Annotated in this window: 18 protein-coding genes; 6 read left to right on the top strand and 12 right to left on the bottom strand. The window is 57.0% G+C overall.

Annotated elements, in window-relative coordinates; all coding sequences use genetic code 11:
- The first annotated feature begins 105 nt into the window (after positions 1–105).
- The 5 genes from N2315_00325 to N2315_00305 all read left to right on the top strand — a co-directional run bounded on the left by N2315_00325 (position 106) and on the right by N2315_00305 (position 4,904).
- Positions 106–1,320 (top strand): divalent metal cation transporter, encoded by a 1,215-nt coding sequence (locus N2315_00325; GenBank protein ID MCX7827646.1) that lies wholly within the window; start codon positions 106–108, stop codon positions 1,318–1,320.
- Positions 1,321–1,438: 118 nt separating this feature from the next.
- Positions 1,439–2,191, top strand: coding sequence for a 5-oxoprolinase subunit PxpB (gene pxpB, locus N2315_00320; protein ID MCX7827645.1), 753 nt, complete (start codon positions 1,439–1,441; stop codon positions 2,189–2,191).
- The gene (locus tag N2315_00315; protein ID MCX7827644.1) at positions 2,175–3,263 is read left to right on the top strand and encodes a biotin-dependent carboxyltransferase family protein; all 1,089 of its coding nucleotides are present in this window, start codon (positions 2,175–2,177) and stop codon (positions 3,261–3,263) included. Before pxpB ends, N2315_00315 begins: the two co-directional genes overlap by 17 nt.
- Before the next feature lie 52 nt (positions 3,264–3,315).
- Positions 3,316–4,089 (top strand): LamB/YcsF family protein, encoded by a 774-nt coding sequence (locus tag N2315_00310; protein MCX7827643.1) that lies wholly within the window; start codon positions 3,316–3,318, stop codon positions 4,087–4,089.
- Between the two features lie 5 nt (positions 4,090–4,094).
- Positions 4,095–4,904: a putative hydro-lyase gene (locus N2315_00305; protein MCX7827642.1), complete on the top strand. Its 810-nt coding sequence runs from the start codon at positions 4,095–4,097 to the stop codon at positions 4,902–4,904.
- Positions 4,905–4,994: 90 nt separating this feature from the next.
- Here the strand turns inward: N2315_00305 and N2315_00300 are convergent, their stop codons facing one another.
- The 5 genes from N2315_00300 to rpmH form a co-directional block, all read right to left on the bottom strand.
- Entirely contained in the window at positions 4,995–5,666 is a 672-nt protein-coding gene (locus N2315_00300; GenBank protein ID MCX7827641.1) for a KH domain-containing protein, read from the bottom strand.
- 76 nt (positions 5,667–5,742) lie between these two features.
- On the bottom strand, positions 5,743–6,546 hold the full coding sequence (locus N2315_00295) for a YidC/Oxa1 family membrane protein insertase (GenBank protein ID MCX7827640.1): 804 nt from the start codon (positions 6,544–6,546) through the stop codon (positions 5,743–5,745).
- A 91-nt stretch (positions 6,547–6,637) separates the two neighbouring features.
- Positions 6,638–6,868: a membrane protein insertion efficiency factor YidD gene (gene yidD / locus N2315_00290; GenBank protein ID MCX7827639.1), complete on the bottom strand. Its 231-nt coding sequence runs from the start codon at positions 6,866–6,868 to the stop codon at positions 6,638–6,640.
- A gap of 4 nt (positions 6,869–6,872) precedes the next feature.
- Positions 6,873–7,301 (bottom strand): ribonuclease P protein component, encoded by a 429-nt coding sequence (gene rnpA / locus N2315_00285; GenBank protein ID MCX7827638.1) that lies wholly within the window; start codon positions 7,299–7,301, stop codon positions 6,873–6,875.
- A 5-nt stretch (positions 7,302–7,306) separates the two neighbouring features.
- Entirely contained in the window at positions 7,307–7,441 is a 135-nt protein-coding gene (gene rpmH / locus N2315_00280; protein ID MCX7827637.1) for a 50S ribosomal protein L34, read from the bottom strand.
- Positions 7,442–7,608: 167 nt separating this feature from the next.
- Here rpmH and rpsT point away from each other — a divergent pair, with 167 nt between their 5' ends.
- The gene (rpsT, locus tag N2315_00275; protein ID MCX7827636.1) at positions 7,609–7,887 is read left to right on the top strand and encodes a 30S ribosomal protein S20; all 279 of its coding nucleotides are present in this window, start codon (positions 7,609–7,611) and stop codon (positions 7,885–7,887) included.
- A 120-nt stretch (positions 7,888–8,007) separates the two neighbouring features.
- Here rpsT and N2315_00270 read toward each other — a convergent pair whose 3' ends face one another.
- The 7 genes from N2315_00270 to N2315_00240 all read right to left on the bottom strand — a co-directional run bounded on the left by N2315_00270 (position 8,008) and on the right by N2315_00240 (position 15,208).
- Positions 8,008–8,853, bottom strand: coding sequence for a hypothetical protein (locus N2315_00270; protein MCX7827635.1), 846 nt, complete (start codon positions 8,851–8,853; stop codon positions 8,008–8,010).
- 71 nt (positions 8,854–8,924) lie between these two features.
- Entirely contained in the window at positions 8,925–11,414 is a 2,490-nt protein-coding gene (gene leuS, locus N2315_00265) for a leucine--tRNA ligase (GenBank protein ID MCX7827634.1), read from the bottom strand.
- 142 nt (positions 11,415–11,556) lie between these two features.
- Complete coding sequence (locus N2315_00260) at positions 11,557–12,333, bottom strand: slipin family protein (GenBank protein MCX7827633.1); 777 nt, start codon at positions 12,331–12,333, stop codon at positions 11,557–11,559.
- A complete protein-coding gene (locus N2315_00255; GenBank protein MCX7827632.1) occupies positions 12,334–12,660 on the bottom strand; it encodes an NfeD family protein in 327 nt (108 codons plus the stop codon).
- Between the two features lie 46 nt (positions 12,661–12,706).
- Complete coding sequence (gene radA, locus N2315_00250; protein MCX7827631.1) at positions 12,707–14,074, bottom strand: DNA repair protein RadA; 1,368 nt, start codon at positions 14,072–14,074, stop codon at positions 12,707–12,709.
- Between the two features lie 10 nt (positions 14,075–14,084).
- The gene (locus tag N2315_00245) at positions 14,085–14,873 is read right to left on the bottom strand and encodes a PHP domain-containing protein (protein MCX7827630.1); all 789 of its coding nucleotides are present in this window, start codon (positions 14,871–14,873) and stop codon (positions 14,085–14,087) included.
- Complete coding sequence (locus N2315_00240; GenBank protein MCX7827629.1) at positions 14,873–15,208, bottom strand: hypothetical protein; 336 nt, start codon at positions 15,206–15,208, stop codon at positions 14,873–14,875. Before N2315_00240 ends, N2315_00245 begins: the two co-directional genes overlap by 1 nt.
- Between the last annotated feature and the right edge of the window lie 7 nt (positions 15,209–15,215).

Below are 15,215 nucleotides of genomic sequence, written 5' to 3'. Positions count from 1 at the left end.
GGTTGCGTTTTATTTTTCGATGTTTTCAAAGCTTCCGAAGGATGGGTCTTTGGCAATTTTTTTGCATGTATTGGTGTTGAAGATATCACGTGGGAGGTGGGGAAATTGGACAAAGATAGGACCAGCAACGGAAGATCCCTTGGTGTGAGTGGCAGCGTGCTGCTGGGGGCCGCGTTCCTCATGGCAACATCCGCCATAGGACCTGGCTTTTTAACTCAAACCGCGGTATTCACCGACAAGCTTAAGGCGGCCTTTGGCTTTGCTATCCTGGCATCGGTGCTCATCGATGTGGTGGTTCAGCTCAACATATGGAGGATATTGGGGGTATCCGGTCTGAGGGGGCAAGACGTGGCAAACCGGGTGCTCCCCGGGCTAGGCTATTTCCTGGCCTTTGCCGTGGCAATGGGGGGGCTTGTCTTCAACATAGGAAATGTGGCGGGGGCAGCCATGGGACTTAACGTGATCTGCGGAGTACCAATGGTACCGGGAGCCATAATCTCCGCCGCCATAGCCATAGCCCTGTTCCTCAGCAAGGAAATGGGCCGAGCTATGGACAACTTCACAAAGGCCCTGGGCGTCCTAATGATCGCCTTGGTGCTGTTCGTGGCAATAAAGACACAGCCTCCCGTAGGGCTTGCCCTGAAGGAGACGATCCTCCCTTCATCCATAGATTGGATGACCGTCCTGACCCTCGTGGGCGGCACCGTGGGAGGATACATAACCTTCGCTGGAGCACATAGGATAATAGACGCCGGGATCACCGGTCAAGAACACATAAAAGAGATAAGCGTGGGATCGGTAAAAGCCATCGGCATAACCGCCATTATGAGATACCTCCTATTCCTTGCGATACTCGGCGTGGTGGCTGCGGGCAAACAGTTGGACCCCAACAATCCCCCGGCATCCGCATTCCTGCTTGGGGCAGGCAATTTGGGCTACCGCTTTTTTGGGGTGGTACTATGGTCTGCGGCGGTTACATCCGTGGTGGGGGCCTCCTACACGTCCATATCTTTCCTTAAGACCCTTTTCAAGTCCGTTGAGTCCAACCAGCGCTACTGGATAATAGGCTTCATCACCGCATCGGCGGCGATATTCGCCACCGTAGGAAAACCGGTGAAGCTTCTTATACTGGCAGGGGCGGTGAACGGCCTTATTCTGCCGCTATCCCTCCTCTCCATGCTCCTTGCAGCACACAGGAAGGACGTTATTGGAGAATACAGACACCCCGCCCTGCTAACCCTTTCCGGATACGTGATGGTGGCCTTCACGGGGTGGATGGGGATCACTTCCCTAAGCAAAATCGCTGACCTTTTTAGGTGATACGGTATACTGCAAACTAAAAGCGCCCCCATGCATGTCATGGGGGCCTCCAGATATCCCTTCTCCAGTTTCCAAGATCCTGGAAGGGAATGAAGGGAAACATAAGGGGGGACGCGAATTGGACTTGACGCCCAAGATCTCCGCTCTCGGGGAAGGGGCGGTTCTGCTGGAACTGTCGGATAGAATAGACCGGAACGTCAACCTAAGACTGCACCGGCTAAGAAAGGCTTTGCTGCTTGAAGCCATGACCGGAATTAAAGACTGCGTTGTGGCCTATTCCTCCATGGCGGTGTACTTCGACCCCATGGCGGTGAGCCATCGGAAGGTCATCCTTAAGCTAGAGGGGTTATTGACAAGCGATCAAGATGAGGAAGGGAAGTCACAGGACCTGGTGCTTATACCAGTGGCATACGGAGGCTCCATGGGACCGGACCTTGAAACCGTGGCATCCCACGCGGGTATTTCCAAGGAAGAGGTCATAAGACGCCATTCCTCCAGGGACTATCATTGCTACATGCTGGGCTTCACTCCCGGCTTCCCCTACCTTGGAGGGATGGACGAATCGATTGCCACTCCAAGGCTATCCACCCCAAGGAAGTCAATCCCCGCCGGCAGCGTCGGGATAGCGGGAAGCCAGACCGGCGTATATCCCATAGAAAGCCCTGGAGGTTGGCAGCTGATAGGGAGAACCCCCCTTCCCCTATTCGACCCCTCCAACGAGAAAGAGCCGACCTTAATAAAGCCTGGGGATCTGGTGCGATTCGTGCCCATAGGTGAAGACGAGTTCCAGCACATAGCTGAACGATGGCGCAAGGGGACCTACGGGCCAGTTAGGATAAAGGGAGGTGACGGGGTTGAAGCTGCTGGTTAAAACCCCTGGGCTGCTCACAACCGTGCAGGATCTTGGAAGATGGGGCCATCAGGACAAGGGCGTCTCCGTAGGGGGGGCCATGGACCCCTTCTCCCTTAGGTTGGGCAACGTAATATTGGGCAACCCCCAAGAAGCGTCGGCATTGGAAGTGACCATCTTAGGGCCCTCCTTGGAGGTCATGGAAGAAGGAGGCGCCATGCTCTTCGCCGGACCGGACCTTGGGATGACGCTAAACGGCACAATGGTGCCCCCATGGGGGGTCATCATACCCAGGAATGGGGACATGATCTCCTTCAGAGGCCCCGTGGGTCCAGGCTGCAGGGGGTACATATGCGTCAGCGGAGGCATCCAGGTCCCTGCCATCATGGGCAGCCGTTCAACCCACCTAAGATCTAAGCTTGGCGGATTGGACGGCCGTCCCCTAAGGGCGGGGGACATGATCCAATCGGGGGAAGCGGATCCGCTGTGGAAATCCGGGGAAGGGCTGGCCTTCGATGGGCCCACCCATTTGGATCAAATGCTAAACGAACAGGTCTTGGACGTCATCCCAGGCCCTCAAGAACACATGTTCACCCCCGATGGGATTAAGACCTTCTACTCCTCCGAATATAGGGTGTCAGACGAAGCGGATCGGATGGGCTATCGGATGGAAGGACCTGCAATTGAGCATGTAGGCGGGGCGGACATCATATCAGATCCCATAGCCCTGGGGGCTATTCAAGTTCCAGGCAGCGGCACCCCCATAGTAATGATGGCGGACCGGCAGACCACCGGGGGCTATACAAAGATAGGCGTCCTGAGCGCCTGGTCTTGCGCAAGGTTATCCCAGGCAGTACCCGGGGAGTCTTTCCGTTTCCGCCCGGTTACTGTGGACGAAGCCCTGCACCGCCTGATTCAATTTAATGAAACACTAAAACAAGCCAACCACCTTCGGGCCCGGCATCGCAGCAGCTCTGGAGATGCCTGCCTCGGGTTTTCACATCACACCATAGGACCTGTTTCATTCAACATCCGGGTGGGTGGCAGATCTTTTATGGTGAGTGTAGAGGATATCCACAGAAGAGAAGTGTAGTTATGGAATTTTAAATTTAAAAAAAGGGAGGTTGGTTCCGTTGACTTTGCAAATGGACCTTAACAGCGACCTCGGGGAATCCTTCGGGGCTTACAAGATGGGTGACGACGAAGCGCTTCTTAGGGTGGTAAGCTCCGCCAACGTGGCGTGTGGGTTTCATGGAGGAGATCCATCGGTTATGAGGCGTACCGTAGGTCTGTGTTCCAACATGAAGGTGGCCCTGGGAGCCCATCCTTCCTACCCGGATCTTCAAGGTTTCGGGCGTAGAAACCTCTCCATGACTCCTGATGAGGTCTACGAGATATGCATATACCAGATTGGGGCCCTAATTGGGTTCTGCAAAGCCGCTGGAACTACTCTGGAGCATGTCAAACCCCACGGGGCCCTCTATAACCAGGCGGCAAAGGATATCAACCTGGCAAAGGCCATCGCCGCAGCGATCAAGGACGCGGGCAAAGGGGAAAGGGAGCTTATAATGTTAGGACTTGCCAATTCCAAGCTCCAGGAGGCAGCGAAGGAACTATCGGTACCCTTCGCCGGGGAGGCCTTTGCCGACCGGGCATACCAACCGGATGGAACCCTGGTACCCCGCTCTCAGCAAGGGGCGGTTATACACGATCCGGTTTTGGCATCCCAACGGGCGGTTGAAATGGTCCTTCACGGAAGGGTCACCGCAGATGACGGGTCCACGGTGGCGATAAAGGCCCAATCCATATGCGTTCACGGGGATACCAAGGGAGCGGTGGAGATGGCGATTAAGATCCGGGAAAGCCTTGATGCCGCGGGGGTAGAAATAAGGCCCATAAGGAAGGTGCTTGGACTATGACGGATATGACGAAAGGCAAAAACTTTGAGGAGCTAAGAAGGCTCTCCCCCAAAGAGGTGAGGGGAATAATCCGGACCGGCAAATGGGACGGTCCCACCGCGGGGCTGTGCGAGGGCTACGCTCAGGCGAACCTGGTGGCACTACCCAGGGACTACGCCCTTGACTTCATGATCTTCTGCCAGCGAAATCCCAAGGCATGCCCCGTATTAGACGTAACGGAACCGGGCAAGCTGGAACCTTTAATGGTAGCGCCCGGGGCAGACGTCAGCACCGACATCCCCCGGTACAGGGTGTATGAAAAGGGGCGCATGGCCACGGAGACAAGCGACGCATCACCTTTTTGGAGGGAAGATCTCACGGCGTTTCTCCTTGGCTGCTCGTTCTCCTTCGAATGGGCCCTCATGGAGCAGGGCATACCAGTAAGGCACATCGAAGAGGGTGTAAACGTAAGCATGTACATCACCAACATCCAGTGCAAACCCGCCGGCCCCTTTAAGGGCCCCATGGTGGTCAGCATGAGACCAATACCGCACCATATGGTACCAAGGGCGGTCCTATGCACAGGGCGATTCCCATCGGTTCACGGAGCGCCTATACACATAGGGGATCCCTCCGCCATCGGGATAAAGGATCTGGCAAGGCCTGATTTTGGAGACCCAGTTACCATAAGGGACGGCGAGGTACCTGTCTTTTGGCCCTGCGGGGTAACGCCCCAAGCGGTGGCCATGGCCAGCGGAATACCCTTTATGATCTCCCACTCCCCGGGCCACATGTTCATATGCGATGTTAAGAACTCGGACCTCGCTGTTTGCTAATCGCCCAAGCAAACCTAAAAACTCTAAAAACACGACTAAGGCCTGGGAAACCCCCGGGCCTTAGTCACACTCAGCCATAAAAAAGGTATTCTAGTTGCCGTCCCTGCGGGGCCTTCCCGCGCCAAAGGCGCCACTTCTCTGCGAACGCCTGGGCCACACCACAACCTTCCGAAACGGTTCCTCACCTACCGACTTGGTTTCCACCTGGTCGTTATCCTTCAGTGCCACGTGAATAACCCGCCGTTCCCAGCTGGACATGGGCTCAAGGCTCACCGGCCTGCCCCGTCTCATGGCACTGACGGCAGCGGATTTGGCAAGCCGGACCAGGTTGGCCTCCCTCTTCTCCCGATATCCGCCACAATCGAACCTCACCCTAGGCGAGCCCGGTTGGTTGTTCACCATTAGGTTGCAAAGATGCTCCAAAGCCCTAAGGGTCTCTCCGTAGCGGCCTATGATTATCCCCGAATCGGGTCCCTCTAAGTTCACGAGCCCTTCTTCCGATATCGAGGCCTTTATATCCAGGTTCATGCGAGCCAACATGTCCAAAGCGCAGCGCCTAACCTTAAGGAGCTCCAACGGTCCCCTGGGCGCCACCTTTATCTTAAGCTTCCTGCCCAAAAGTCCGAAAAGACGCTTCTCCTCTCCAACCACTTCCACATCCAGATCCGACGGGTCCAGCCCCAACCTCACTGCCCCCTGCATCCTGGCCTCCTCGGTCGACGAGGCCTCCACCAGCAAGGAACCCTCCAAATCCAGGCTCACAAGAGATCACCTCACCATTCAAAAGAGCCACCAACAAGCCGCCTAACAAAGGCCCAGCCCTTGAAAAGACATAGCTCTAATCCTGCCCTTCCACCCCATGATCCTCCCTATGGTCCGGCTTGTTCTTGTGAAGCACCGGCTTTACCTTCATCTCCTCCTCTGTTCTCATGAGAACCCATTTTTGCTGAGCCACGCTTATAAGGGAAGAAGCGCCCCAGTAGATCATGACTCCCCCGGGAAGGCTCAAGCATATAAAGGACATGAAGAGCGGCATGAACCAGTTCATGAAGGCCATCTGCGGATTGTTGCCGGAGCTCATCTTCTGCTGGTACCAGGTAAGGAAACCCACCACCGCTATGAGGAGCACAGACGCTCCATAAAGGTCAACCCTGGCAAGGCCGGCGGGATTAGATATCACAGACCCTAAGACCGCGGTAAACGTAGGTTTAGAAGTTCCCATACCAAGGGCAGCCCCCAAAGCCCCAAGCGTGGATGTGCTCAATGGCACCCCCAGGAAAGAGGTGTTGGAGAAGTCGTAGTTCATGAGAACCCGATAAAGCAAGATGAAGATAGGCAACTGAACCAGAAGCGGGAGGCATCCTGCGGCAGGGTTAACCCCATGCTCCTTATAGAGCCGCATCATCTCCTGATTCATCTTTTCCTTATCGTTGGCATACTTCTCCTGTATCACCTTAAGCCTAGGCTGTATCTTCTGCATCCTCTGCATGCTCACCATCTGCTTATGGGAGAGGGGGTGCAAAAGTATCCTCACCACAACGGTGAGAAGTATTATGGACAGCCCGTAGGAACGTGTTATGGAGTAGAAGAAGTTCAGGGTGGCCAACATCAAATCACCCGCGGCATTCCAGAGGGAACCCACTCGTCTCAGCCTCCTTAAGGTGTCTTTATTTTAAGTCTCCATATCCTTATACCAAAACCAAATGGCGCCCAATGGGGCCAAGGGCTACAGCCTAAAAAGTCCGCCACTTCTTTGACGGGACCGGATCGTACCCCCCAGGATGCCAGGGACCGCAGCGGAGGATACGTATTACCGCAAGCCACATCCCCCTCATGAGTCCAAACCGCAGCAACGCCTCATACGCATACTGGGAGCAAGTAGGATAAAAGCGGCAGTTTTTACCCAACAAAGGCGATATGAATGCCTGGTATATCCTTATGAACAACAAGCAGAGGAGGACCAGCGGGTTATAGATCCCCCCGGTCCACCTCCCAATCCCCACCAGGCCACTGATCCGACATGAGGCCGTTCCTCTCCATGAGCAAGGCCAGTTCCCGATAGATGTCCCTGGCTGTGACGCCGAGGGCCTTCTCCCTGAGAGATACCGCAAGCCAAACCCCTTTCTTCGTCCACGGAAGTAGGCGTCTTAAGGCTTCCCTGGCGCAGCGGCGCCCTCGAACCCGTTTGGCAGCCTTGGCCACCCGCTTCCCTACCGTGACCCCCACCTTCAAGGTTCCATCCGGCGAATCCACGAAGAACAGCCGCACCAGCTCGCCGCATGACCGGCGGCCGGTGCGGAACACGAAGTCGAACTCCCATCCGCTCTTAAGGCGAAGCTCCCTCGGAAAGGAGAACAGCCCCCTCGGCCTGCCGGGACATAAACCCCTACCCGACACGGCCCTTAGACGGCCAGACGCTTGCGACCCTTGCGGCGCCTGTTGCGAAGAACGCGGCGACCGCTGGCGGAAGCGGAGCGCACCAAGAAACCCATGCTGCGCTTCCTGGGCGTGTTATGCGGCTGATAAGTGCGCTTCAATGTCTACACCCCCCCGTTTGGTCTTGGTGGGCCCTAAAGCCTCTTCAAGGCATGCTTCGGTACTATAACACAGCCGCGCCGTGGGGGCAATAATGGCCTCTAAGGTTGCCCTTGGTAGGATTATTGTGATATGATGCTTGTCGTTTGAAAAAAAGGAGGTGACGGCAGTGCCGAACAAGAAGTCCGCAGCCAAGAGGGTTCTGGTGGCCGAGAGGAACAGGCTCTACAACCGTTTCTGGAAGACTCGCTGCAAGAACGCCATCAAGAAGGTCCTTGAGGCGGTTAACGAGAAGGACGTGGAGATGGCCCAGAAGCGCCTGAACGAGGCTCAGTGCGTCTTGGACAAGGCGGTGGTGAAGGGGGTCATCCACCGGAACACCGCGGCCCGGCGGAAGTCGGGCGTCGCCGCCAAGGTACACGCCCTGCTCAAGGGCGCCCAGGCCTAGCGACGCGTAAAACCGGGCACCTCTCAATACCGCCAAAACAAGGTCCCCTTAGAGCCTCCGCCGGAAGCCTGGGGACCTTTTTTGCATCCTACCACGACGCTAATGCATGTAACATACCCTTCAGCGTTTCGTGCCCTCCAAAAGAAGAAACACCGCAAGATCAAGCCGGGCCCATCCGGAGCCCAGACCCATCTTCTCCATCAAATTGACCTCTATGACATCTCTCAGGAAACGGGCCAAGGCCCCTTTGACATAGATCTGGGAGGCCTTAACCGCCATCTTGAGCGCGTAGGGTCTGGGGGACAAAGCCCCCTGGACCCACCTTTCACCAAAACGGGCGACGTAAAAGGCCAGTCGAAACCTGTTATGAAGGGCGGTTATCACCGGCAACAGGTCATCTCGGCGCTTGAGAAATTCAAGCCCCCCTATGGCCTGCAAACGCCTTCCAAGACACAGGTCGTCCAGGAAGGACACCAGCCGCCTCTGTCCATCCCCCACGCAGAGGGCCGCCACGTCCTCAAGGGAAACCTCCCGCCCAAGCAGCGATAGCTTTCTCAGCTCCCCGCATATCTCCTCCCGGTCCTCGAATGACTCGGATATGAACGCCAAGGCATCCCTGGTCATCACAAGCCCTTCCATCTTGGCCCTGTCGTAGATCCATCGGAGCCTCTCCGCACCGAACCTGGGGATGGGCTGATCCAAGTATAAGGACACCTTCTTAGAACCGCGGGACACCAGCTCTTCCAGCCCCTTGGGGACCTGCTCCGCGGTTACAAGGACCACCCCCAAAGCGTCCGGCCCCTCCAGTAGGGGCAACAACGGCTCCGGGAAGGGGCCGAGATCCCTTCCCGCCTCCACAAGGGAGAAGGACCTCTCAGAGAATAGCCCTCCGGATGCGCTATCCGCCAACACCTCAGCCCAGCTCTCACAGCTTCTTCGTATCACATCGGAGGTTGAAAAGCCCATTTTTTGGGCAGCGGTGCTGAGGAGCCCCCGCCAAGAGGAGGGCTCCCCCGCCAATATGACCAGGTGGGGCACTAGGGCTTCACCACCACATTGACCAGCTTATCCGGCACCGCTATTACCTTCACTACCTCCTTGCCCTCCAGCCGCTTGACCACCCTCGGGTCGTCCATAACGACCCGCTGGAGCTCCTCCCTGGAAAGGCCAGCTGGAACTATGATCCCCTCCCTAACCTTTCCGTTAACCTGGAACACCACGGTGACGTCCTCAAGTTTCAAACATTCCTCGTCAACCTCGGGCCATGGGGCTAAGGATATCATCCCCCCATTGCCCATCATCCCCCAAAGCTCCTCGCATATGTGGGGTGTAAACGGGGCAAGGCAGAGCAAGAGGGACTCAACCCCTTCCCTGAAAACGCTCCTGGCCTCCGGTGTACGGGACTTAAGAGATCCTAACGCGTTGCTCAGCTCCATAAGGCTTGCCACCGCAGTGTTAAACTGTTTCTCGGTCTCTATGTCCCTTGTAACCTTCTCCACCGTCCTGTGGATCAGGCGCTTAAGATCCCTCACGGCCTTATCCTCTATGGAGCCCACTTCCATAGGTTTAGGCGCGGCCTTCAGCTCCTCCAGGTTGTCCTCCACAAGGCGGAAGACCCTGCCGAGGAAACGGTGAGCTCCTTCCACTCCCTTGTCGGACCAGTCGAGGTCCTTCTCCGGAGGAGCGGCAAAGAGGATGAAGAGCCTTGCAGTATCCGCCCCGTAACGCCTTATTATCTCGTCGGGATCCACCACGTTGCCCTTCGACTTGGACATCTTGGATCCGTCCTTTATGACCATTCCCTGGGTCAGAAGGTTGGTAAAGGGCTCCCTCACCCTGGGCGGCAAGAGTCCGAGGTCCGAGCAGACCTTGGTGAAGAACCTTGCATATATGAGGTGCAAGCACGCGTGCTCTATGCCACCTATATATTGATCAACCGGCATCCAGTAGGAAACGTCCTCCATCCTAAAGGGGGCATCGTCGCTCCAGGGGGAAGTGTAGCGGAGGAAGTACCAGGATGAGCATATGAACGTGTCCATGGTATCGGTCTCGCGTCTGGCAGGTCCTCCGCAGGAGGGGCACTTGGTGTTGACCCAATGGGCGGCCTCTGGCAACGGGGAACCACCTCCCTCCAGAACCGTTACGTCCATGGGAAGGGTGACTGGCAACTCCTCCTCCGGCACGGGGACTATTCCACAATGCTCACAATAGACCACCGGTATGGGGGCTCCCCAGTAACGCTGGCGGGATATGAGCCAATCCCTCAAACGGTAGTTGACCTCCCTGCGTCCCCATCCCTTATCCTCAAACCACTGGGCCATCCTTGGAATGGCCTCCCTGGTAGGAAGACCGTCGAACTCACCGGAGTTGCACTGGATGCCATCGTCCTCGAAGGCGGACTCCATGGAGTTTCCGTCGGGGATCTGACCGTCCACCGGCCTTATAACCGTTATGACCTTAATCCCGTACTTCCTGGCGAACTCAAAATCCCTCTGGTCATGGGCGGGAACCCCCATGATCGCCCCGGTCCCGTAGTCCATGAGGATGTAGTTGGCTATCCATATGGGTATCCTGCGGCCGTCAACGGGGCTCACGGCGAAGAACCCGGTGTCGAAACCTTCCTTCTCGGCCCCCACGGAGCTCCTCTCTATCTCGCTCTGGCGCATTACCTTAGCCGCAAAGTCCAGTATCTCCTGCCCCTTGGGGGACAGCTCCGCAAGGCGTCTTACCAGCGGGTTTTCCGCCGCCAAAGCCACAAAGGTGACCCCATAGATGGTATCTATCCGGGTGGTAAAGGCCTCTATCTCAAGGTCCGTGCCATCAACCTTGAAGCTCAGACGAACCCCTTCGGACCTGCCTATCCAATTTCGCTGCATCATCCGAACCCTCTCCGGCCAACCGGTAAGGGAGTCAAGACAATCCAGCAGCTCCTGGGCATAGTCGGTTATCCTCAAGAACCACTGCTTCAGGTTTCTCTTGGTGACCGTAGTTCCGCACCGCCAACAGTGCCCTCCGTCCACCACCTGCTCGTTGGCCAGAACGGTCTTGCATGACTCGCACCAGTTCACCGGGGCCTCCTTTCGGTAGGCAAGCCCCTTCTTGAAGAACTGAAGGAAAAGCCACTGGGTCCAACGGTAATAGTCAGAGTTGCAGGTCTCCACCCGCCTGCGCCAGTCATAGCTGCATCCCATCCGCTTCAGCTGGCTGGTCATATGCTCTATGTTCTTCCAGGTCCAATCCGCAGGCTGAACTCCGAACTTAAGGGCCGCGTTCTCCGCCGGGAGGCCGAAGGCGTCGAATCCTATGGGATACAGCACGTTATAGCCTCTCATCCTGAGGAACCGGGCCATCAGGTCCCCTATGGAGTAGTTCCTAAGGTGTCCCATGTGAAGGGCCCCGCTTGGATAGGGGAACATCTCAAGACAGTAGAACTTCGGCTTATCCCCTCCGGTCTCAACGTGAAAAGCACCGCTCTCCTCCCACGCCTTCTGCCACTTGGGCTCTATGGTGCCAAAATCGTAAGCCATACCCCTCGCCTCCATGACCGTAGACTTTGCTTCATCCGTAATGGGCCACATTATAACCACCCAACGGGGCTATAGCAAAACGGAGGGGCTAAGGCCCCTCCGGGACAGGCTAAACCTGCGATTCTTAAGCTGCTTCTCGGCTTCAGGACCCCTTCTTCTCCAGGAAAGGCCTTATAAGGTCGATGGGGAGGGGGAACAGGGTGGTGGAGTTCTTCTCGCTGGCCACCTCCCTCAGGGTCTGAAGGTACCTGAGCTGGAGCGTTATGGGGGAGCTCTCCATGACCCCTGCGGCCTCAGAGAGCGCCCTGGCGGCCTGGAGCTCACCTTCCGCGGCTATCACCTTGGCGCGGCGCTCCCTCTCCGCCTCCGCCTGGCGCGCCATGGCCCTCTTCATGCCCTCTGGGAGCTCCAGTTCCTTAACCTCAACGGCACTCACTTTTATTCCCCACGGATCGGTCCTCTCGTCTATTATCTGCTGCAGCTCCATGTTGATCTTGTCCCTGGCGGAAAGCACCTCATCCAGCTCGGACCTACCTATCACGGACCGCAAGGTCGTCTGAGAGAGCTGGCTGGTGGCCATTATGTGGTTCTCCACCTCAACCACCGAGCGGGAGGGGTCCATGACCCGGAAGTAGACCACCGCGTTAACCTTTATGGGGACGTTATCCTTGGTTATGACCTCCTGAACCGGGACGTCCAAGGTTACCACCCTAAGGTCCACCTTCATCACCCGGTCTATGAAGGGGATGACCACGATCAGCCCCGGCCCCTTTGCCTTTATGAGCCGACCAAGACGGAACACCACCGCCCGCTGATACTCCGGCACCACCTTTATCGAGGAGGTGAGAACCAAAATGATGAAGAGCAGCCCAAAGATGCTCCCACCCATGTCCAGGATAAACCACAACAAATCAAACATTTAAATCCCCCTCCTCTCCTCCTCCGCCCCCTCTTCTTCAATGGGGCGCACCAAAAGCACCAGGCCATCGACCCTCTCAACCACCACTGAAGCCCCCTTTGGTAACCTTCCCGCCAGGGACCGGGCCTTCCAAATCTCCCCGTGGCAGAACACGGTGCCCCCGGGAGAAAGGTCCGTCAGGGCCACCGCCTGAGCCCCCTCCATGCCCTCAAGGCCGAAGGAAGGCTTCTGACGGAGGGCCCTTACGGAAAGGATGGCCACCAAAACCACCGCCCCAACCAAGATAAGCCACATCCACCAAGGGTAGCCCATAGGCAATGCCTCCAAGAACCGCACTCCCCCTATCAGCGAAAAAATGATATTTGATATCGCCTCACCGAAACACCAGATCCACCGCTTCCCTTACGTTCCTTACGGGTATGATACCATCTACCCTGAATTCCTGAGCTCCCTTGTAACTTACGAAAAATCGGCTGCACCCGAAACGCTCCGCCTCCCTGATCCTGTTCGCCAGCCTCGGCACAGGCCTTACCTCACCGGCAAGGCCAACCTCGCCTATAAAACAGGTCCTAAGGTCAAGGGGCGCGTCCTTTGCGGCGCTTACCAAGGACATGAAAACCGCCAGGTCAACGGCGGGATCCTGCAGGGTAAGCCCCCCCGCCACGTTAAGGTAAACGTCGCTGGACCTTAAGGAGATGCCGCAACGCCTCTCCATAACCGCCAGCATGAGCTGAAGCCTGTTGAGCTCAACCCCCTTTGAGGCCCGCTTGGGGTAGGGAAAGGGGGACTGGGAGACCAGGGCCTGAATCTCCGATAGTATGGGCCTTGAGCCCTCCATGGGAACCCCCATGGCAACCCCCGAAACCCCGTCCTCGTCGCCCCAGAAGAGGGCGCTGGGATCCAACACCGCCCGCAAGCCCCCTTCTCCCATCTCAAATATGCCTAGCTCGTCGGTGCTGCCAAAACGATTTTTCTCCGCCCTAAGCAGCCTGTTTCTAGACGACCTCTCCCCGAAGAACAGGAGCACCACATCCACCAGGTGCTCCAGCGCCTTGGGGCCCGCTATGGCACCCTGTTTGGTTATGTGGCCTATCATCACCGCCGATGCCATCGAGTGCTTGGCAAATCCGATCACGTTCTCCGCAACCGCCCTCACCTGGTTTGGGGAACCGGGCCAACCGGTAGCCTCCGGGTGCCTTAGGGCCTGTACGCTGTCCAGTACGAAGAACTGGCATCCAAAATCCTCCGCCGCCGCTACCGCCCTTAGGACATCCTGACATACCAGAATCTTGAGGTTTTCGGACCCCTTAAGCCCGAGGCGCCTTGCCCTCATGGCTATCTGGGAGGCGGTCTCCTCGCCGGAGACGTACAAAACCCGCCTGCCGGAGGAAGCTACGGAAGCGCAGGATTGAAGAAGCAGCGTGGATTTGCCAACCCCCGGTTCGCCGCCCAGCAGCACCACCCCGCCGGGAAGCCACCCGCCGCCAAGGACCAGGTCCAGATCCTCCAGGCCGCTTAATATCCTCTTTTCAGGAATCACCTGATCCAACGTCACCGCCTCGGGAGGGGGCCCTTCCGCCGCCGCGGATGATATCGGCAGGACGTCCTCCTTCTCCATGGTGCCCCAGGCGCCACAGGACGGGCATCGCCCAACCATGGTGAGGCTTACGAAATCACAGGAAGAGCACCGATAGCGGGATGATATCTTCGAGCCATGGGGCTTAGATTGATTGGAAGGCATTATTGAACTATCACTCTCCAGCAAGCAAACTTAGAGGAAAGGGCCATGGCTCGGCGATCCCTCTGCCGCCCTCGCCGCGAAACGCCAGTCTTAGTTCATCAAAGGATGGCTTCTCCAAAAGGAACTTGGTACACCTTTCAATTGACATCTGGGAAAGGTTATGGGCGTCGGATGACCTTATGAAGGGGAACCTGCCGGCGGGCAGGGAGGCCATCAACTGTCGAACCTGCTCTTCCGATGCCCTTGAGGATATCTCTATGCCGTCCACGTCCAGGTCCTCCGGCACGGGCCCCAAAACGGCGGTGTATGAAAAGGACGGCCTGTCCACGTGCGACAGGATTGAGATTCCGTCACGAGCTCGAATCTCTTGGAGCACCCTATCAACATCGGCGGAAACTCCCTGCACAAGGAGTTTATCAACCTGATCGAGTATGTTCCCATCCTTGTCCACCACCAACTGGTAACCGAACACGTCGGGATCGTTCATCACCGGACCAAGACGCTCAAAAAGCCAATCCTGAAAGTCCATGGCGGCATCAACTCCCTCAAACAGGGCCACCACGTGTATATCCTCCTCGGTCTGCACCTCACAGCCAGGGATGACCCAAAGAGGCGTATTAAGGGCATCCGCGGCGTCCAGAAGGCCCCTTACGTTGGCACAGCTGTTGTGATCCGTAAGGGCCAGACCGTCAAGCCCAATCTCCATGGCCCTGCGGGCTATGTCCCCTAACCCCATCTCAAGGTCGCCACAGGGGGACAGAACTGAGTGCAGGTGAAGATCCAGGTTGAAAACCCTCATCAACCCTTAAGCCCCATGGACCCCAGCAGGGAACATACCGCAAAGGCAGACATCGGAGTTGAAACCAGGCATATGCCCTCCTTGGCGCAGCGGTCCGCCAGGTCCGGCGAAGGCTCTCTCCCGCAAGCCAGTATCACCATGGGCATATCCTTCAGCACCGCCACCGCCGCCACGTTGACGTGGGTCTGGATTGTTACCCAAGCAGCGGATTCAGGGGCAGTGCCCATGACGTGGCTCAGGAGGTCTCCAACTATCCCATGGAGCACCTGCGCATCTTGATTCCCCTCAGAGTATACGGTACCCCCTAGGGCAGCTGCCAAATCCTTGACCTTCAAGGGGGGA

Source organism: Thermanaerothrix sp., from assembly GCA_026417795.1.
GTDB lineage: Bacteria > Synergistota > Synergistia > Synergistales > Synergistaceae > Thermanaerovibrio.
This window is presented reverse-complemented; position numbering and strand designations above follow the sequence as displayed.